We start from the raw sequence: 17,336 nt of genomic DNA on the forward strand, positions 1-17,336 counted from the left end.
TCTATGCTTGCGGCACCGGTTCAACGGACTCCACGGCATAGGGTTTGGTGGCGGACCGCAGCAGTGGACGACGCAGGTGCACCTGGTACGGGCCGTTCCGGAACGAGGCACGGGGGTCCAGCTGGATAACCCGGAGGGGTTCGTCGCGGGCGGCTTCGATCCGCACCACCATCCCGTCCCGCTGCCCTCCCACGAGCAGCGGGGTCGCCGGCTCCACCGCGGTCTCCCTAAGCCGTTCCCGATACTCCGGGCCCGCCGCCAGGAAGAGGATTCCATGGGCGAGGCCAACGACGCTCAGCGGGATTACGTCGGGCGGGGGTGCCGGGGCGGGCAGGGCGTGCCCTGGGTCGCCCCGGGCGGAGGACTCTCCGGCTGCGTTCAACGGCCGGCCGCATTCCCGGCACGGGGTCCGAGTGCCGACGTCGGCCAACAGGGTCACGAGCAGTCCTCTGGGTGCGTAGCCCCATTTGTCGGCCACGACCTGGCACCAGGCCGTGTGGTACTCCCGCCCGTGCTTCATCACGTAGACCTGATCAGCGCCGAGGAGGGGCACCCCCTCCCGCCGGGCTGCCGGCTCGACCGGTTTGGGTCTGCCGAGGCCTCTGGCCTCTGCAGGGGCGGAGTCGCTGGCCTTAAGGTACCTGAGGATCAACGGATTGAGCTGCCCTTTTGGTCTAGGAATTGCGAGGCCTTCCTGTGCGGCCGGAATGCGTTCGCACCCCTCATTACTCCCTCCCCAGCTTGCGGGCTTTTCTCACAAACCGCCAGTCCGACGGCCCAGCTGGACCCTCGCGGCCATCACCCAGTCGACCATCGTGGCCCTGACCAGTGCCAAAGCGGAAACAAAGCGCAGCCCGCCCCGGACCATGGGGAAGGATGGAGGCATGAGCTTTCCCTCCCATTCCAGCACGACCACTCTGACCGCCCGCGCCGTCCTCTTCGACATGGACGGCACACTGGTGGATTCCACCAGCATCGTGGAGCAGGTATGGACCACGTTTGCCGGGCGCTACGGCCTGGATATCGGCGAAATCCTGCGCTCCTCCCATGGGGTCCAGGCCATGGACACGGTCCGCAGGTTTGCCCCGGCTGGTGCCGACGTCCAAGCCCTCGCGGCCGAGCTGGGACGGATGGAGCTGGCCGAGACCCGCGGCATTGTCCCGGTGCCAGGCGCGCTGGAGCTGCTGGCGAGCCTGCCGCCGGATGCCGTAGCGCTGGTGACGAGCGCTTGCCGGGATCTGGCCGAGGTCCGGATGGCAGCTGCGGGGATCCGCGTCCCGGCCGTCTCGGTCACGTCCGAGGACGTCAGCCAAGGCAAACCCCACCCTGAGGGATACCTCCTGGCGGCCTCCCTGCTGGGTGTGGCCCCGTCCGACGCCGTGATATTCGAGGACGCCCCGGCGGGCATCGCCGCGGGAATCGCGGCCGGCATCCGGACCGTGGCGGTAGGGCCCAACGCCGGCGAACTCCCGGACGGTGTCCTCCACATTCCCGACTACTCCGGGGTCTCCGTGACCACGCACGTCACCGGCGCCGGCCTGCGCACCCTGTCCTTCACGTTCTAGGCCCATCTGGGCCCCGGCCTTGCCGAGGCCTGGCCCCGCCCGCCCGCCTAGTCTCCCGCCCGCTTAACCTCCCGCCCGCCTAGCCTGCCAGCAGGTACACGCTGGTCCCGCCCACGGTCCGGGCGGTGAAATTGTCCTGCACCCACGCGGCAATCTGTGCGGCATCGTTGGATCCGCTTTCGCCCTGCATCATGCGGCCGGCGATGAAGTAGTGGATCTTGCCGTCGGCCACGTATTGCTGGAACTGTGCCAGGGTCGGCGCAGGATCCGTGCCGTTGAACCCGCCCACAGCCATCACGGGGAGCCGTGTTGCCAGCTGGTAGCCGGCGGCGTTGTTGGACCCGACGACGGCGGCAGCCCACGTGTAGGGGCCGGAGTCTGTCTGCAGCGCGGTCACGAGGGCCGCCGACGGCGTGCTCTCCCCCAGCAGGCCGCCCATTCCGCCCGCCCCGCCCGCACCCGGGCCGCGGCCAGCGCCGCCATTGCCTGTGCCTGGGCCACCGACTGTTGCACCGCCGAGGGACGGCGGCAGCCCGGCCCCGCCCCGGCCGGACACGGCCGGCCCGGCACTGACAATCGAGCCGCTGTGCGCCGTGGACGCGGTGGACAGCGAGTACGCCAGCGGTCCGGCGAGGGCGGCGACGACGGCGAGCGTCGCCGTCGTCCGCGCCATGATCCCGGACGCCTTCATCCCCGGTCCCCTGACTCCCGCGACCCCCTTGAGCCCGGACCCCTTGAATCCCAGCGCCGCGGCGGCCAGCACCAGGGCGGCGGCGGCGAGGGAGCCCAGCAGCGCCATCCAGCGCAGCCACGGCAGGTACGCAGCGGTGCGGACAAGGAGTTCGGCGGCCATGGCACCGGCCGCCACGATCGCCACGGCCAGGACGGCGGCCGCCACGGGCTGGTCCCGCCGCTGCCAGAGCAGGACTCCGCCGAGCCCGGCGAGACCGGCGATCCCGGGAGCCAGCGCCACCATGTAGTAGGGGTGGATGATCCCGGCCATGAAGCTGAACGTCAGGCCGGTGACGGCGACCCAGGAGCCCCAGATGATCACTGCGGCCCGTACGGCGTCGGTGCGCGGCGCGCGGCGGCCCAGCCAGAGCAGCCCTGCCCCGAGCAGCAGCACCGAAGGCACCAGCCAGGCGATCTGGCCGCCGAACTCGCTGTTGAAGAGCCGGAACAGCCCGGGTGTGCCCCAGCCGTTGCTGCCGCCCACACTCCCGGTTTCGTCGCCGTTCAGCCGGCCCAGGCCGTTGTAGCCGAGGGTCAGCTCCAGGATGGAGTTGTTCTGCGAGCCGCCGATGTATGGGCGGTTCGCCGCGGGAATGAGTTCGACGGCGGCCAGCCACCACCCGGCCGCGACGGCCATCGCCGCGCCTGCGGCGAGCAGGTGAAGGATCCGCCTGCCTGCCGTGGCCGGCGCCGCGACCAGGTAGGCCACGGCGAAACCGGGGACCACCAGCAGGACCTGCAGCTGTTTGGTGAGGAACCCGAAGCCCAGGACCACCCCGGCGAACAGCAGCCAGCGCAGGCGCGCATCCTGGATGGAACGCAACACGGCGTAGGCGGCCGCGGTCATCAACAGCACCAGCAGGGCGTCGGGGTTGTTGAACCGGAACATCAGCACGGCCACCGGTGTCAGCGCCATGACCGCGCCGGCCAGGAGCCCCGCGCGGTGGGCCAGGCGGGGATCGGCCGTGGCGGGGGCCGCGGCCCGGCGGACGGCCAGATAGAGGAGCCAGACCGTGCCGACCCCCATGAGCGCCTGCGGCACGAGGACGCTCCAGGAGCTCAGCCCAAAGATCCGCACCGACAGCCCCATCACCCACAGGGACGCCGGAGGCTTGTCCACGGTAATGGCGTTGGCGGCGTCGGAAGAGCCAAAGAACCAGGCCGCCCAATCCTGGGACCCCGCCTGGGCGGCCGCGGAGTAGAAAGCGTTCGCCCAGCCGGAGGCGCCGAGGTTCCACAGGTACAGCAAGGCCGTGGCCAGCACCAGGGCCGCGAGTTCCAGCCGCCGCCGCAGCGGCCGGGCGTCAGGGACGGCGCGCGTGCCGCCGGCAGCCGGGGGCTCCAGACGCCGACGAGGTTCCGGGACTTGCGGCTGCGGCGGGGCTGGCGGGCGGGCCGGCGCCGCCGGGGCTGTGTCGGGGCGGGGGCTCAGGGTGTCCGTCATGGCGGCCTATGCTCCCAACTTGTAGACGGTGGCGTTGCCCACGGTCTGGGCCTGGAAGTTGGCCGCGACCCAGGTGGCGACCTCGGAGTTGCCCCCGCGGCCCCCGCCCATGCCGCCCATTCCGCCGGAGATGAAGTAGCCGATCTCGCCGCGGTCCACCATCGCCTGGAACTGTGCGAGCGTCGGGTAGGGGTCGCCGCCGTTCCAGCCGCCGAGTGCGATCACGCTGGTGCCGGTGGCGAGTTCCAGGCTCGCGGCCTGGGTGGCCCCGGAGACAATCGCGGACCACTTGGCGCCGGAGGACTTCAGCAGCGCGGTCAGCTCCGCCGAGGAGGTTTCCCCGCCGGGGCCCCCATCGGCCGCGCCGCCGGTTCTGCCGTCAGCACCGCGACTGCCGGCCCGGCCTGCTGCCCCGAAACCGCCGCCCATCGCGGACGCGGTGGGACCGGACGTGGGGATCGAACCCGAATGCGGCTGGGCCACGGTCGCCAGCGTCCAGGCGGTGCTCCCCAGGCCGCCGGCGAGCAGCGCGAGGATCACGACGCCCGCCGTGGCGGCCTTGCGGAACCGCGCCGGCAACGCTGCCATGCTGTCCGCCCGCAGGAGCAATGCGGCGGCGGCGAGCACACCCAGGACCACTGTGATCACCCGGAGCCCGGGAAGCCAGGCCGGATCGCGGCCCAGGAGCACGGCGGACCAGGCCGAGGTGGCCAGAACTGTAACGGCTAGAACAACCCGCGCCGGCCAGTAGGCCCGGCCCCGCCACAGTTCCACGGAGCCGATGCCCGCCAGGGCCGCGATCGCGGGGGCCAGGGCCACGGCATAGTACGGATGCACGGTGCCGCTCATAAAGCTGAATATTCCGGCCGTGATGATGAGCCAGCCGCCCCACAGCAGGAGCGCCGCACGGGTTTTTGAGGCCCGGAACTCGCGCCGGGTGAACCACAGCCCGGCGGCCAGCAGGATCAGGGCCGCCGGCAGCAGCCAGGACACCTCGCCGCCGAAACTGGTCCCGAACATCCGTGTGATCCCGGCCGTGCCGCCGAAGCGTACGTTTCCGTTGCCGCCCGGGCCGCCGGCGTTCCCGCCCAAGTTGCCTCCGACGGATATGCCCCCACCGCCCGGCATGCCCCCGCCGGACCCGGTGATCCGGCCCAGGCCGTTGTAGCCGAACGTGAGTTCCAGGAAGCTGTTGGTCTCCGAGCCTGCCATGTACGGACGGACCGAGATGGGGGTCAGTTGGAACAGCACAAGGTAGCTTCCGGCCACTGCCGCAATCCCGGCGGCGGCGGCCAGCAGGTGCAGGAGCCGGCGGCCAAGCGTGGTCGGCGCCGCCCACAGGTAGGCCAGGGCCAACCCGGGAACGATCAGGAAGCCCTGCAGCATCTTGGTCAGGAAGGCCAGACCGATCACCGCGCCGGCCGCGGCGAGCCACTTCCAGCCGGCCTTCTCGATGGCGCGCGTGGTGAGGTAGGCGGCCAGCACCAGGCACAGGGTGAGCATCGCGTCCGGGTTGTTGAACCGAAACATTAGGGCGGCCACCGGCGTCAGCGCCAGGGCGCCGCCGGCGAGCAGGCCCGCAGCCGGTCCGGACACCCGCTTGACTGTCAGGTAGAGGAGCCCGACGGCGGCCATTCCCATGAGCGCCTGGGGAATGAGCACGCTCAGTGCCGAGAAGCCGAAGATCCGTCCCGCGAGGGCGGGAATCCAGAGGGCTGCCGGCGGTTTGTCCACCGTGATGGCATTGCCGGCGTCGAGGGAACCGAAGAGTAGCGCGGTCCAGTCCTTGGTCCCGGCCTGGATCGCCGCGGCGTAGAAGGAGTTGGCGTAGCCGGTGGCCTCCAGGTTCCACAGGTATAACGCGGCGGTGACCACCAGCAGCAGCGCCGCGGAGGGCCGCACCCAGCGGGGCTGCGGTCCGAACAGCAGCCGGTCCCGGCGGCCCTGGGTCACGGGAGGATGCGTTGCGGGCGGGTGGGGCGCCGTCGCGGCGTCCCCAGGTACCGGGCCGGCCGGCGGGCTGCCGGCGGGTGAAGCGGACTGGGCTTCGGCGGCGGGGCTGATGGTTGCCGTCATTTACTTGGCCTCTTCTGTGCGGGGAAGGGAGCGTCGGGGGCGCCGGGCGCCGGAACAGGGTCGCTGGGCCTGTGGCGGAAGACCACCAGCCGGAAGAGCAGGAATTTCACGGCCGTGGCGGCCAGGTTGGCGGCGGTGACCGTGAGCAGTTCAAGCCAGCGGTCCGGTGCCGTTCCCGACGCGGCGTGAACCAGGGCGAGGGCGCCCGAGGTCAGGGCCAGCCCGATACCGAAGACCAGCAGTCCCTCGAAGTGGTGGCGTGCCGCCTGGCTGCTGCCTTGGATGCCGAACGTGAAGCGTCGGTTGGCCGCCGTGTTGGCCACTGCGGTGGTAAGCAACGCGAGGAAATTTGCCAGCTGCGGGTCCATGATCCCGCGGCAGAGCAGGAAAATCGCCAGGTATGCCAGGGTGGAGGCCACCCCGATGCTGCCGAAGCGGACGAGTTGCCCGAAGAGGCTTCCGCCGGGGCTTTGTTCCTGGGCCCGTGAGGCGGCCGGCAGCGGTCCGCGGGCCAGGGCGGCGCGCAGGTCGGGAACCGGGATCCGGCCCGAGACCAGGTCCCGGCTCAACCGGGCCATGCCGCGCAAGTCCGCGAGGGCAGTCTGGACGATGTCCACGCTGGAATCCGGGTCGTCGGTCCAGTCCACCGGCACTTCGTGGACGCGCAGGCCGCACTTTTCTGCCAGCACCAGCAGCTCGGTGTCGAAGAACCAGGCGTCGTCCAGCGTATGGGGGAGCAGTTGCCGGGCCACGTCCGCCCGGATCGCCTTGAAACCGCACTGGGCGTCACTGAAGTGGGCGCCCATAAGGGACTGCAGCAGGAAGTTGTAGCCGCGCGAGATGAATTCCCGCTTGGGTCCGCGGACCACACGCGAGTTGCGGGTCAGCCGCGTCCCGATCGCCAGGTCGGAGTGCCCCGAAATGAGCGGGGCAAGGAGGGGTCCCAAGGCCGACAGATCAGTGGAAAGATCGACGTCCATGTACGCCAGGACCGGCGACGGCGAAGCCAGCCACACGCTGCGAAGCGCGTTTCCGCGGCCCTTGTCGGCCATATGGACCACCCTCACTTCGCGCAGTTCGCGGGCCACGCGTTCCGCCGCCTTGAGCGTTCCGTCGGTGCTGGCGTTGTCCGCCACGGTGATCCGGAAGGAGTGCGGGAAGGCGCCGAGAAGATAGGCATGGAGCCGGCGCAGGCACGCTTCGAGGTCCCGTTCCTCGTTGAAGACCGGGATGGTGACGTCCAGCAGGGGTGTGCTGGCATGCGTGTCGATTGCTGAGCGCCGGCCGCCGGGGCCGGCCATCGGCCCGGCGAACGGGCCCGGGTCGGCTGCGCCGGCCAGGGCAAACCCGGACGGTGCAAGTTCGGACGGGTCCGGGGGTGCTGCCGGGCCGGCCGGCGTCGCCGCGGAGCGGGGCAGGGTTCCTGTGGCCTGGTCTGTGAATGTCATGTCTCAACTTTCCCGGCGGCCCATATGAGGGCTTTAGGGTCAAGCTGTGCGGGGGCTGTGGAAGTCCGGCCAGTCCGGCTGGGCGACCCTGGATACGCACAGAAGGTGTGACTGTTGGCCCGGAATGGCGGTTAAATCGCAGCTGGAAATGGCGGTTTTGCCGTTCCGTTTTAGGGAACGATCTGCGGGAATCTGCGAGACTTGCTCAATGATTACCGAACACGCGCTGCTTCCCGTCATTTCCGGCCAGGAAGAAGATTTTGAGGCAGCGTTCGATCGCGCTCGGTTGGTTATTGCGTCGATGCCTGGCTTTGTCTCGTTGTCGCTCTCGCGTTCGATCGAAACTCCCAGCACGTACTTGCTCCTCGTGCAGTGGGAGAGTTTGGAGGACCACACCGTTGGTTTCAGGGGTTCCCCGCAGTACCAGCAGTGGCGGGAGCTACTGCACAGGTTCTACGAGCCGTTTCCCCTGGTCGAACACTACAAGCTCGTGAGCTCGGCTCCTCGGTAGAGAGCCCGTAGGCTGGCCGGCGGCCGTCGTCCCGGAAGGGGAACCATTTACGGAGCAGCCAGACGCCAAGTCAGGGGCAAGTCTTGCCGGCTCGCAAGAGCGATGTGCTCACCATCCGGCCGTGACCGGGCCACCCTTGAACGGACCAACGATTTGCGGGGTGATCCAACCGCCGTAGAAGTCACCATCTTGGAAGGTCACCTGCTCGCCGTTGACCTCGCAGGAGTCCATGTGCCTCGGGTAGAGGGCCACCCGGGTACTGAGCGACTCGAAACCCCAACCCCCGGCGGGTTTCGGGTAGGTCCACCCGCCGCGGGTAACGACGACTCCGCCTGCAACGACGTCAAAGTAGTGCGCTTCTCCCTTGAACTCGCAGAAGCTGGTGCCCTCAACCGGGACGAGTACACCGGCAGGGAATGAGTCCAATGGCAAGTAGTAGACAGGCGGATGACTCGTCTCCAGGACGCGCACTGCATCGGTGGTGTCGGCAATCACCTGCCCGCCAAGCCGCACAATAACCCGTTCCGATCGCGGCTCGACCCTTGGCGGCCGCGGATAGTCCCACACCGATTCTTGACCGGCCTTGGGTTTGATGGGCTGGGGGCGCCGGAAGAAGCCGGAAAAACCTTGAGCAGGAGTCATGTCCCCATGCTGCCATCTTCCGCTGGATGCCACCGTGAACGCCGGGCGAGGTCTCGGTCGGCACAGAACGGGTGTAAAGGTACGAAGCCGACCGCAGCATCTCATAACCCTAGGGATACGAGGCGTCTCGTCGACCCGGCGACCGCTGCGGCGACACCAAGCGATCACAGAACGCCGCCAAACAGCGATCAAATCCACAGGCCAACGGTTCGAAAACCGCCAAACGGAGCTGTGAAAAACCGCCATTCCCGATTAAAAACCGCCATTCCCGATTAACAGTCACGCGCAGAAGACCCCGGATCCATGGGGATCCGGGGCCTTCTGTGTGGGGCCGACTAGTGCCGGTTTAGTACCAGTTGTGTGCGATATGGAAGTTCAGGGCGCCGCAGGGGGAGCCGTAGCGTTCCTTGACGTAGTTCAGACCCCAGTTGATCTGGGTCCGGTAGTTGGTCCTGTAATCGGCGCCGGCGCTCGCCATCTTCGAGGCGGGCAGGGACTGGACCACGCCGTAGGCGCCGCTGCTGGCGTTGGTGGCAGTCGTCTTCCAGTCCGATTCCTTGGTCCAGAGCTTGTGCAAGCACTGCATCTGGCCGGGTGCCCAGCCATAGCTGCCCAGCTGGGCCGCGGCGTAGGCCTGGGCGCCGGCGGGGTCGTCAATTGCGACCGGCGCGGCTGCGGGAGCAGGGGCCTTTGCCGGCGCGTGGGCAGCAACGGCTGCGCGAGCAGGGGCCTTTGCCGGCGCGGGAGCGGCTGCGGGAGCCTTTGCCGGTGCGGGAGCGTGAGCCGGCGCGGCCGGTGCTTTGGCGGCCTTAACCTCCGAGGCCTGGGCTACCACGCTGTTGTTCGCCGGAGCAGTGGCCGCTGCGACCAGGACTCGGTCGAAGTTGAGCTTGGCCAGCGGGTCGGCGCTGGTGGCGGTCTGGCTCGCAAGGTTGGCCGTGTGGGCGCCCGGCTCTGCTGCCTGGCTGGCGGCGCCGCCCCCCACCAGCAAGGCGCAGGCGGTGGTGATGACGGCGGCGCGGCGGCCGGTGATGCCGAGGCCGGTGGCCAGCCTGGACAAGGCGGATGCCTGCGTGGCTGGTTCGGCGCGGTGGCGCGACTTGGTGGAGCGGGAATGCGAATCGCCGTCAGGGCGCGTTTGTACCTGGAAATCAGTCATGGTGGCCTCTCAACGCCGGCGGAGTTAGCTGTCGGGTTCGGATGAGGTCATCCGGCCGCACGGAAAATCACGTGTCGGCTTCACCCCGAGGGCGCATGAATGCAGAATGCCCGGGAACACTGGGTCCCCCGCCTCTGCCTGGTCCAGCGGAATCCGGGAAGCGGCAGAGTTTGGCGTCCGTCCGGATATGCGGCACCGATGGCGGCGCACTCCTACGACGCTACAGGACGCAGGCGCTGAAGTCACATTTTGGTAACAGGAGTCACAGCGTCGGGGTGTCGGCTTGTGCTGGGTTCCCCGGACGGCCGTGCCGGGGAATACTGAGGCCGGCTACGCCGACGGCGGCGCCGCGGGCAGCCGCACCGCGAACTCCGTGCGGCCCGGGCGGGACGTGACTTCGACGGTTCCTCCGTGGGCCTCCACGATCGACTGGACAATGGACAAGCCCAACCCGCTCGTGCCCTCGGAGGTCGGCGCGGCAGTTGCCGTGCCCTGACCGTGGTTGCCTCCGGTTAGTGCGCCAGGGGCGCCGGAAGCAGTGCCGGAGGCGCCGGAAGCAGTACCGGAAGCAGTACCGACAGCAGCGCCGGAAGACGAGGGTCCGGCGGCCCCGGACCGGGCCCACGCCGTCGCGACGGTTGAGTTAGCCGCGGGATTGGTGCGCGCTGCGTCGGCCCGTGCGAAACGGGCGAAGACCCGGCCGACGAATTCCGGAGCGATGCCGCTGCCATTGTCCGTCACGGTGACCACGGCGCTGCCGTCAGCCGAGCGCATGACGCCCGTGACCACCGTGGTCCCCGGGCCCGTGTGCTTGCGTGCATTGGACAGGAGGTTGGCGAGGACCTGGTGGAGCTGAGTCGCGTCACCGCGCACCACCACGGGCTCCTCCGAAAGTTCCAGCTGCCAGATGCGGTCCGGGGCCATGACTTTCTCATCGCTTACCGTCTCGATGGCCAACTGGGTGAGGTCGACGTCAGTGATCTTGAGCGGCTGCCCCTCGTCCAGGCGTGCCAGCAGAAGCAGGTCCTCCACGAGGGTGGTCATCCGTTCGGACTGGCTTTGCACGCGGGCGAGGGACCTCTCGCCATCGGGAGTGAAATGTTCGGTCATCCGCATCAGCTCCGTGTAGCCGCGGATGGCGGTGAGCGGAGTACGGAGTTCGTGCGAGGCATCGGCGACGAACTGCCGCACCTTCATTTCACTCTCCTGCCGCGCCTCGAGGGCGTTGGAGACGTTGTCCAGCATCTTGTTCAGCGCGTAGCCCACGCTGCCCACCTCTGTTCCTTGGTGGGCGGCCGACGCCGGGACGCGTACCCCGAGTGCCACCTCGCCGGCGTCCAGCGGGAGGCGGGAGACCTGGGTGGCGACCTCGGAGAGCTGTTCCAGCGGCTGCATGGTCCGCCGGATCAGGGCCGTGCCGGCGAGCCCGATCAGCACGAGTCCGCCCGTGGAGACCACCACCATGGTCCAGACGAGCGAGGCTAGGGTGCTTTCCTTTTCGGCCAGCGGAAGCCCGGTGACAATCACGTCGCCGTAAGGTGCACGCACGGCCGTGAGCCGGTACGCGCCGGCCGAGAGGGTCCGGTCCACGGGCATAGCGGTCGGAGTGAGCGCCAGGAGGACTGCGTTGTCGTCGGGGGAGAGTCTCTTGAGGGTGGCGTCCCCGGCCAGGAAGCCGGCGCTGCTGACCGAGCCATCCTCCAACCGGGCATTAAGCATCCCGATGCCCTGCCCACGGGCTTGGAGGGGATCGCGGCGGCCGCCGGAGTTGCCGGGCCGGCCGAAATCGACCGCGCGGCGGGAAGCATTGCTGAGCTGGTCATCGAGCTGCCGGGTCAGGAACACGTTCATGGCGGCATAGCTGAACAGTCCCACGGCGCCGCAGATGGCCACGAGCAGTGCCATGGCGACGAGGACCAGCCGGGTGCGCAAATGCCACGTGGAGGGGTTGCGCCAGTCGCGTCCGGGGACGCGGGTCAGGCCAGAAAGCGTGGGCACGGATCAGTCCGCCGGCTTCAGGACGTAGCCGGCTCCGCGCACCGTGTGGATCATGGGAGCGTGGTTGGCGTCGACCTTCTTGCGGAGGTAGGAAATGTACAGTTCCACGATGTTCGCCTGCCCGCCGAAGTCATAGTCCCAGACGCGGTCCAGGATCTGGGCCTTGCTGATGACCCGTTTGGGGTTTTCCATGAGGTAGCGCAGCAGCTCAAACTGTGTGGCGGTCAGATGCAGCTCCTCACCGGCCCTGGCGACTTCGCGGGTGTCGACATTGAGCACAAGGTCTCCCACCACCAGTTCGGCGGTGTCCATGGCGGCCACTCCGGAGCGCTGGACCAGCCGGTGCAGGCGCAGCAGGACCTCTTCCATGCTGAACGGCTTCGTGACATAGTCGTCGCCGCCGGCCGCCAGACCGGTGATGCGGTCCTGGACGGCATCCTTGGCCGTGAGGAACAGCGCCGGCACCTCCGGCGCGAACGCGCGGATCCTGTTCAGCAGCTCGACGCCGTCGAACCCGGGCAGCATCACGTCCAGCACCAGCACGTCGGGGCGGAAATCCTTGGCAAGCCGGACGGCTCCGGGCCCGTCTTCGGCCACGGCCACGGACCATCCCGCCATCCGCAGGCCCATGCTCATGAGCTCGGAGAGGCTGGGCTCGTCGTCCACCACCAGCGCGCGGATGGGCGAGCCGTCCGGATGCGTGAGCTGGGGAAGGTTGTTAGTCATGGAGTGCGAAGTGGCCATGGGACAACTTTCCGATCTGCCGGTTAGGCGGGGCTTTGGGGACCCTGTGCGGCACCTGTGAATCCCAGCCTAGCGAGCTGGATGCCCTTCCGGGGCCGGAAGGCTGCTGCGGCAACGTCCAACCCGGCTTTCCCGTCCTGCCCGAACGTCACAGGCCCGGCTGTCGGCCCGCACAGCCGAGGCACAGGATCGCTCAGCACTCTGGGGTGAACACCGATCCGCACCCTAAGGAGAAACACCATGAGCGGTCAGCAGCCCGGAGCAGGTTCCGGACCAGCCCCCGAATCAGCCCCCCGCGTGACAGCGGCAACAGCGGCGCCCGCCCCCGTGACTACGCCTTATGCGACCGGGCAAAATGGCGCCGGACACCACGACGCCGGGCAGCCGGCAGCCGGCGCTGCCTCCGGTTGGGGCGCGCCCCCGGCATCGGCCCCGGCCTGGGGCATGCCCCAGCAGGAGGCTCCGGCGCCTGCGGCCGCATCAGGCTGGGGCGCGCCGGGAACCGCCGCCAAGACGGGCTCGGCGGCAAAGCCCTGGACCCTCACGCGGGGGCTCGCCGTCGCCGGGGCCGCAGCTGTCCTCGCAGTCGGCGCCGGGGTGGGGGTCTATGCCCTTACCTCAAGTTCGGCGGTCGCCACCGGTGCTGCCGGCACGGCCGCCGGTGGGGCGGGCGGCGCGGCCGGCGGCCAGGGCATCGCCCCCGGCATGCCAGGTTCTGCGCAGGGCGGATTCGCCGGAGGCGGCATGTCGGGGCAGGGCGGTCCCGGCGACTTCGCTGCCGGTGGGCTGGGCGGCGGGCTGTCCGCGGCAGTGCATGCCGAATACGTGACGCTGCAAGGAAGCGAATACACCACCGTGGCCGAGCAGTTGGGCACAGCAAGCGAGGTCAGTTCGTCCTCCGTCACGGTCAAGAGCAGTGATGGGTTCACGCGCAGCTATGCGTTGGGCGCCGATGTGGTGGTGAGTAATCTGCAACAGCGGCGCCAGCAGGCCGGCGGTACGGGCACCCAGCTGAGCGTGGCGGACGTCTTCGCGGGCGGGACGGTGCGGATCGTGGCGGTCAAGGACGGTTCCGGCTACACGGCGTCGTCGGTCATGGTTGTGGCGGCGACCGCCACCGGCCAGTCCAACTGACCCCACGGCAGCCGCCGTTGCCGCCGGGCCAGTGGGCAACGGCGGCTGCCCACTCCGTGGACCGTATGGGCAGGAAGCTGCGGAAAGGTACGGTTTTGCCTATTTGCGATGCTACGAATGATTGTCGTCGCACCGCACGAGGAGCCGAACAATATTCGGGAAATGCCACATCCTGACTGTTCGGTCGGAAAAACACTTGTTATTTTATTGCAGTCGCAGAATTGTGACTTGCACTACAATTCCCGGATTTGTCTCACTATGTGGAACCTGCGGTCCATTGTTACTTGCACGTTTACATTGTTACGTTGCACACTTCAATTGTGAACAAGAACTCAACAGCACCTGCAGCCGCAGCTTCCTGGATCAGCACACCCGCTGGTACCGAGATGCGCTGTTGTCGAATGCACGCCTAACTCATACACCCCTAAGAGTTTCTAGGCATTCGCCCCCCAGCCCAGAGTCGGGCGCCCCTCCCCAATTTCATTGCGGGGAAAGAAGCATTCGAGCCGCGATGACGGCCATTCACATTGAGGTAAGCATTCCATGTCAGTTGCATCCGGATACGTCCACATCTCCGTCCGTAACGCCGGCAAGGCCGGCCAGGCCTCCGGGATCCGCCAGGGCTTTGGCGGCCGCACCGCGTTCGCACCCGCCGGATCCGCCGGCAGCTTCCCCGCCCCCGGATATGCAGCACAGGGCTACAACCCTGACTCCTACGGCCAGCTCCGTGCCGTTCCGCCCGCCCCCGCCACGGCGCCCACCCCCGTGATTGCCCCCGGTGCAGGCGGCCCGATCCGTCCGGCCCCCAGCGACAACGTGGCCCGCGGCTTCGTGCTCTACATGGGGATCGACGAGGAAACCGCGGCCGCGGCCGGCACGTCCATCGCCAAGCTGGCCCAGGAAATCCGGGCCTACGCACAGTCGCTGGTTGCCGGCGCCGAAAGCTATGCCGCCGTCGCCGTCGCGCCGGCCAGCGCCCCGGGTTCCGCCCTCGACGTCGTCCGCTCGACCTTCGGTGACCCTACCGCGGGGGCCCGCCAGCGCACCGAGGCCGCGCGCCTCCAGCAGCCGCAGGATCCGCGGCCCTCCGGAGTGCTGATCGACCTCGCCCGCCGTGAGGTGCACCTCGACGGCGAATCCCTGAACCTGACATTCAAGGAGTTCGAGCTCCTGAACTACCTCGTCGAGAACGGCACCCGCACCGTGGGCCGCGACGAGCTCCTCGAAGGCCTGTGGCGGAACGCCGAAGAGGTCCCGAACGAGCGGACCATCGACGTCCACATCCGCCGCCTGCGCTCTAAGCTCGGCCGCCTCGCCAACACCGTGCGCACCGTGCGCGGCCAGGGCTACCGCTTCTACGAGCACCCCGAAGTAGTGGTGTGGGCCGCTCCGGAATACTCGATCTAGCTTCTAGCCCACGCAAAGCGTCCGTCCCTCTCATTGGGGCGGGCGCTTCTGCGTTTCCTGAAGCTTCAGCGACTTTCCGCCGTGCCTTAGACACCTCCTTCGTTCCTCAGTCGGCGATGCGGCACTACGCGGAAAACCGCTTCGCTTCCGGCCGACGGTTACGTTCCCCACCGTGTGGCGGGTGCTTTGGGTGGGCGGCTGACGAGCATGTGCCTCCGCGGCTGGATGTTGGGTATGTGCCTCCGCCGTTGGTGAGTCGCTTTTGGACTCTGTTGCGTTTTCTGGCTCCGGCGTAGGGTGTGACCGTTGAGCCGACTATTGGGAGGAAGACATGTCTGTTGCACGGATTACTACCCTGAGCGCGAACTCCAAGACCTCGTTTGATGCTGCCATCAAAGAGGGCGTCGACCGGGCTAACAAGACCCTTCGCAACGTCACGGGGGCGTGGGTGAAGGAACAAAAGGTTGAAATCAGCGACGGCGCCGTGGTTGCCTGGCACGTCGTGCTGGAAGTGACCTTTGTCCTGGAAGGCTGAGCGGCCGCTGGTGGGGTGGGCGCCTGGGGACAGCCACCGCACTAGGATTGGGGCATGAGCGCGCATCACATCAAACGGCTGGTGATCATGCGGCACGCCAAGTCCGACTGGCCCGGCGGGGTAGCCGACCACGAGAGGCCGCTCGAAGAGCGCGGCCACAACGATGCCCCCGTCGCCGGAAAATGGCTGCTGAAGCACGGCGTGGTCCCTGATTTCATCCTGTGTTCTAGCGCGCTGCGGACCCGCCAGACCTGTACCTGGGTGTGCCACGCTCTCGGGGACAAAGCGCCGACGCCCAAACTCGAGGACGGCTTGTACGCCGCGTCCGCCCTGCGCATGCTGGCGGTGATCAACCACGTCCCGGACACCGTGAGCACGCTCATGGTGATTTCGCACATGCCCGGTGTGCAGGACCTCGCCATGCATCTGGCGTCCCGCGATTCCGACCACGATGCCTACATGGATGCCGCCACGCGCTTTCCGACCAGCGCTCTGACCGTCCTGGAAACGGAAAAATCCTGGTCCGAACTGGACGGGCAGGACGCCAAACTGACCCACTTCAAGGTCCCCCGCGCCAAATAGCCGCAGGTCCGCCCCGGTTAGGGCTGCGGAATCCATAGCAACGCGCGCCGATCTGAGGTTTACTGATGCTGTTTACTCATGTGGTTTTTGGGGCAGGTTAGGCAACCTAAGAGAAAAGGTGGACCAACGTGGATTCAGGGCAGCTCATAGGACTTATCGTCGGCATCGTCGTGGTGCTCGCGATCGTGGCGGCGGCGGTCATGATCAGCCGCAAGCGCAAGGTGGCCGCGGACCGGGACCGCGCCGCCGAGATGCGTGAACAGGCCAAGGCCGACGAATTCGCTGCGCGGGAACGTGATGCCAAGGCGGCGCGTGCCGAGGCCGACGCGCAGGAGGCCGACCTCGAGGCCGAGCGCCTGCGTCAGGAAGCCCGCAGCCGCCAGGAAGAGGCCGAAAGCGTCCGCTCCGGCGCGCAGGAGCAACTGCGCAAAGCCGACGAAGTGGACCCTGACGTCGTGACGTCTGAACGTGAGGGCGAAACCAGGCAAATGCCGACCCGCGCGGATTTGCGCTCCGAGAGGGCCGCGGGGGAGCCAGCGACCGGCCAGCCCGTCTCCGGCGAGCAAGTGTCCGGCGACCAGCGCAGCCGGGATGACGTGACCCGGGCCGACACCGCCCAGGGCCCGGATGCCACCCCCCACGAAGACAAGCCCCGCGAAGACAAGCCGCGAAACCTCTGAGCCGCCGGGGCCGGTGCGCCGGACTCAGCGGCGGGCGGAGGTCCGGGCGGGTGACTTGGCAGGCGCCTTGGCAGCGGGCGACTTCACCGGTGTTTTAACCGGTGACTTTGCGGGTGACTTGGCCGCGGCCCGGGCCACCGCCCGCGGAGCCGCCGGGCGCGCCGTGGTTTCCCTCGGCGTCGGACGCGGTGCGGACGGCCGCGGGCCTGCGGACCTGGCCGCCGCGCCTCGCGCGACGGGGGCCGGGCGGCGTCGAGGAGCCCCGCCCGGGGAACGCCGGCCGCGGCTCTTGCCGGGCAGGACAGTGCCGGCGAACAGCAACAGCAACGTGACGGCTCCGGCTACCGCGGCCAGATAGAAGTACAAATCCGGATGCTCGGAATCGACGTGCGTGGACAGGGCGTCGGGATCGGGGTTGAAAGCCAGTCCCCACTGGCGCAGAAATGCGATCCCGAACGCGATGAAGAGAATGCTGCCGACCCCGCTCGCTGCCAGGGTCTTGTGCCGGCGCCGGACCACCACCTCCGCCACACAGGCCACATAGGCCGTGGCGGCAGCCCCGATGAACCACACCAGCACCCACTCGTGCAAGGTGATGCCGGTGAGGACCAGAAGTGCCAGGGCAGTGAGGAACGCTCCGATGGCGATCTTCCCGTTGGTACCCATGTGACGCATGTGA

General features: G+C 68.4%; 16 protein-coding genes and 1 riboswitch. Of the genes, 7 read left to right on the forward strand and 9 right to left on the reverse strand.

Going from position 1 to position 17,336, the window contains the following annotated elements; genetic code table 11:
- Position 1: 1 nt before the first annotated feature.
- Entirely contained in the window at positions 2 to 520 is a 519-nt protein-coding gene (locus BLS42_RS14975; protein ID WP_143019212.1) for a hypothetical protein, read from the reverse strand.
- A gap of 364 nt (positions 521 to 884) precedes the next feature.
- Between BLS42_RS14975 and BLS42_RS14980 the strand changes: the two genes are divergently transcribed.
- Positions 885 to 1,565 (forward strand): HAD-IA family hydrolase, encoded by a 681-nt coding sequence (locus BLS42_RS14980; RefSeq protein ID WP_090582510.1) that lies wholly within the window; start codon positions 885 to 887, stop codon positions 1,563 to 1,565.
- Between the two features lie 79 nt (positions 1,566 to 1,644).
- Here BLS42_RS14980 and BLS42_RS14985 read toward each other — a convergent pair whose 3' ends face one another.
- Genes BLS42_RS14985 through BLS42_RS14995 form a run of 3 tightly spaced genes read right to left on the reverse strand, consistent with a single transcriptional unit; the run spans position 1,645 to position 7,265 of the window.
- The gene (locus tag BLS42_RS14985) at positions 1,645 to 3,741 is read right to left on the reverse strand and encodes an ArnT family glycosyltransferase (RefSeq protein WP_090582512.1); all 2,097 of its coding nucleotides are present in this window, start codon (positions 3,739 to 3,741) and stop codon (positions 1,645 to 1,647) included.
- A 6-nt stretch (positions 3,742 to 3,747) separates the two neighbouring features.
- Positions 3,748 to 5,817, reverse strand: coding sequence for a glycosyltransferase family 39 protein (locus tag BLS42_RS14990; protein WP_090582514.1), 2,070 nt, complete (start codon positions 5,815 to 5,817; stop codon positions 3,748 to 3,750).
- Complete coding sequence (locus BLS42_RS14995; protein ID WP_256336492.1) at positions 5,814 to 7,265, reverse strand: bifunctional glycosyltransferase family 2/GtrA family protein; 1,452 nt, start codon at positions 7,263 to 7,265, stop codon at positions 5,814 to 5,816. The genes BLS42_RS14990 and BLS42_RS14995 overlap by 4 nt, the downstream gene beginning before the upstream one ends.
- Before the next feature lie 208 nt (positions 7,266 to 7,473).
- Here BLS42_RS14995 and BLS42_RS15000 point away from each other — a divergent pair, with 208 nt between their 5' ends.
- Complete coding sequence (locus BLS42_RS15000; protein ID WP_090582586.1) at positions 7,474 to 7,776, forward strand: antibiotic biosynthesis monooxygenase family protein; 303 nt, start codon at positions 7,474 to 7,476, stop codon at positions 7,774 to 7,776.
- Between the two features lie 108 nt (positions 7,777 to 7,884).
- Here BLS42_RS15000 and BLS42_RS15005 read toward each other — a convergent pair whose 3' ends face one another.
- The 4 genes from BLS42_RS15005 to BLS42_RS15020 all read right to left on the reverse strand — a co-directional run bounded on the left by BLS42_RS15005 (position 7,885) and on the right by BLS42_RS15020 (position 12,319).
- Positions 7,885 to 8,418: a DUF427 domain-containing protein gene (locus BLS42_RS15005; protein WP_090582516.1), complete on the reverse strand. Its 534-nt coding sequence runs from the start codon at positions 8,416 to 8,418 to the stop codon at positions 7,885 to 7,887.
- Positions 8,419 to 8,764: 346 nt separating this feature from the next.
- Positions 8,765 to 9,577, reverse strand: coding sequence for an aggregation-promoting factor C-terminal-like domain-containing protein (locus BLS42_RS20035; protein ID WP_143019213.1), 813 nt, complete (start codon positions 9,575 to 9,577; stop codon positions 8,765 to 8,767).
- A 1-nt stretch (position 9,578) separates the two neighbouring features.
- Positions 9,579 to 9,736, reverse strand: a riboswitch (cyclic di-AMP (ydaO/yuaA leader).
- Positions 9,737 to 9,907: 171 nt separating this feature from the next.
- Positions 9,908 to 11,575, reverse strand: coding sequence for a sensor histidine kinase (locus BLS42_RS15015; RefSeq protein WP_256336493.1), 1,668 nt, complete (start codon positions 11,573 to 11,575; stop codon positions 9,908 to 9,910).
- Positions 11,576 to 11,578: 3 nt separating this feature from the next.
- Positions 11,579 to 12,319, reverse strand: coding sequence for a response regulator transcription factor (locus BLS42_RS15020; RefSeq protein WP_090582518.1), 741 nt, complete (start codon positions 12,317 to 12,319; stop codon positions 11,579 to 11,581).
- A 240-nt stretch (positions 12,320 to 12,559) separates the two neighbouring features.
- On the opposite strand from BLS42_RS15020, the gene BLS42_RS20310 reads away from it, so the two are divergent.
- The 5 genes from BLS42_RS20310 (at position 12,560) to BLS42_RS15045 (ending at position 16,657) form a co-directional block, all read left to right on the forward strand.
- Positions 12,560 to 13,453, forward strand: coding sequence for a hypothetical protein (locus BLS42_RS20310; RefSeq protein ID WP_256336494.1), 894 nt, complete (start codon positions 12,560 to 12,562; stop codon positions 13,451 to 13,453).
- 543 nt (positions 13,454 to 13,996) lie between these two features.
- A complete protein-coding gene (locus BLS42_RS15030; RefSeq protein WP_090582522.1) occupies positions 13,997 to 14,860 on the forward strand; it encodes a winged helix-turn-helix domain-containing protein in 864 nt (287 codons plus the stop codon).
- Between the two features lie 331 nt (positions 14,861 to 15,191).
- Positions 15,192 to 15,395 carry a dodecin family protein gene (locus tag BLS42_RS15035; protein ID WP_090582524.1) on the forward strand — a complete coding sequence of 68 codons (204 nt, stop codon included), beginning with the start codon at positions 15,192 to 15,194 and terminating at the stop codon, positions 15,393 to 15,395.
- Positions 15,396 to 15,449: 54 nt separating this feature from the next.
- The gene (locus tag BLS42_RS15040) at positions 15,450 to 15,977 is read left to right on the forward strand and encodes a SixA phosphatase family protein (protein WP_090582526.1); all 528 of its coding nucleotides are present in this window, start codon (positions 15,450 to 15,452) and stop codon (positions 15,975 to 15,977) included.
- Between the two features lie 128 nt (positions 15,978 to 16,105).
- Positions 16,106 to 16,657: a hypothetical protein gene (locus BLS42_RS15045; protein WP_090582528.1), complete on the forward strand. Its 552-nt coding sequence runs from the start codon at positions 16,106 to 16,108 to the stop codon at positions 16,655 to 16,657.
- A gap of 24 nt (positions 16,658 to 16,681) precedes the next feature.
- Here BLS42_RS15045 and BLS42_RS15050 read toward each other — a convergent pair whose 3' ends face one another.
- Positions 16,682 to 17,323 (reverse strand): hypothetical protein, encoded by a 642-nt coding sequence (locus BLS42_RS15050; RefSeq protein WP_090582530.1) that lies wholly within the window; start codon positions 17,321 to 17,323, stop codon positions 16,682 to 16,684.
- Positions 17,324 to 17,336 lie beyond the last annotated feature (13 nt).

This window comes from Arthrobacter sp. ov407 (genome assembly GCF_900102895.1).
Classification (GTDB): Bacteria; Actinomycetota; Actinomycetes; order Actinomycetales; family Micrococcaceae; genus Arthrobacter.

Bases quoted from the DNA above. Each gene is read 5' to 3' on its own strand.
- BLS42_RS15035 (WP_090582524.1), top strand. From the start codon at position 15,192: ATGTCTGTTGCACGGATTACTACCCTGAGCGCGAACTCCAAGACCTCG.
- BLS42_RS14990 (WP_090582514.1), bottom strand. From the start codon at position 5,817: ATGACGGCAACCATCAGCCCCGCCGCCGAAGCCCAGTCCGCTTCACCC.
- BLS42_RS15020 (WP_090582518.1), bottom strand. From the start codon at position 12,319: ATGGCCACTTCGCACTCCATGACTAACAACCTTCCCCAGCTCACGCAT.
- BLS42_RS15000 (WP_090582586.1), top strand. From the start codon at position 7,474: ATGATTACCGAACACGCGCTGCTTCCCGTCATTTCCGGCCAGGAAGAA.
- BLS42_RS15040 (WP_090582526.1), top strand. From the start codon at position 15,450: ATGAGCGCGCATCACATCAAACGGCTGGTGATCATGCGGCACGCCAAG.
- BLS42_RS15005 (WP_090582516.1), bottom strand. From the start codon at position 8,418: ATGACTCCTGCTCAAGGTTTTTCCGGCTTCTTCCGGCGCCCCCAGCCC.
- BLS42_RS14985 (WP_090582512.1), bottom strand. From the start codon at position 3,741: ATGACGGACACCCTGAGCCCCCGCCCCGACACAGCCCCGGCGGCGCCG.
- BLS42_RS14995 (WP_256336492.1), bottom strand. From the start codon at position 7,265: ATGACATTCACAGACCAGGCCACAGGAACCCTGCCCCGCTCCGCGGCG.
- BLS42_RS14975 (WP_143019212.1), bottom strand. From the start codon at position 520: ATGAAGCACGGGCGGGAGTACCACACGGCCTGGTGCCAGGTCGTGGCC.
- BLS42_RS14980 (WP_090582510.1), top strand. From the start codon at position 885: ATGAGCTTTCCCTCCCATTCCAGCACGACCACTCTGACCGCCCGCGCC.
- BLS42_RS20035 (WP_143019213.1), bottom strand. From the start codon at position 9,577: ATGACTGATTTCCAGGTACAAACGCGCCCTGACGGCGATTCGCATTCC.
- BLS42_RS15050 (WP_090582530.1), bottom strand. From the start codon at position 17,323: ATGGGTACCAACGGGAAGATCGCCATCGGAGCGTTCCTCACTGCCCTG.
- BLS42_RS15030 (WP_090582522.1), top strand. From the start codon at position 13,997: ATGTCAGTTGCATCCGGATACGTCCACATCTCCGTCCGTAACGCCGGC.
- BLS42_RS20310 (WP_256336494.1), top strand. From the start codon at position 12,560: ATGAGCGGTCAGCAGCCCGGAGCAGGTTCCGGACCAGCCCCCGAATCA.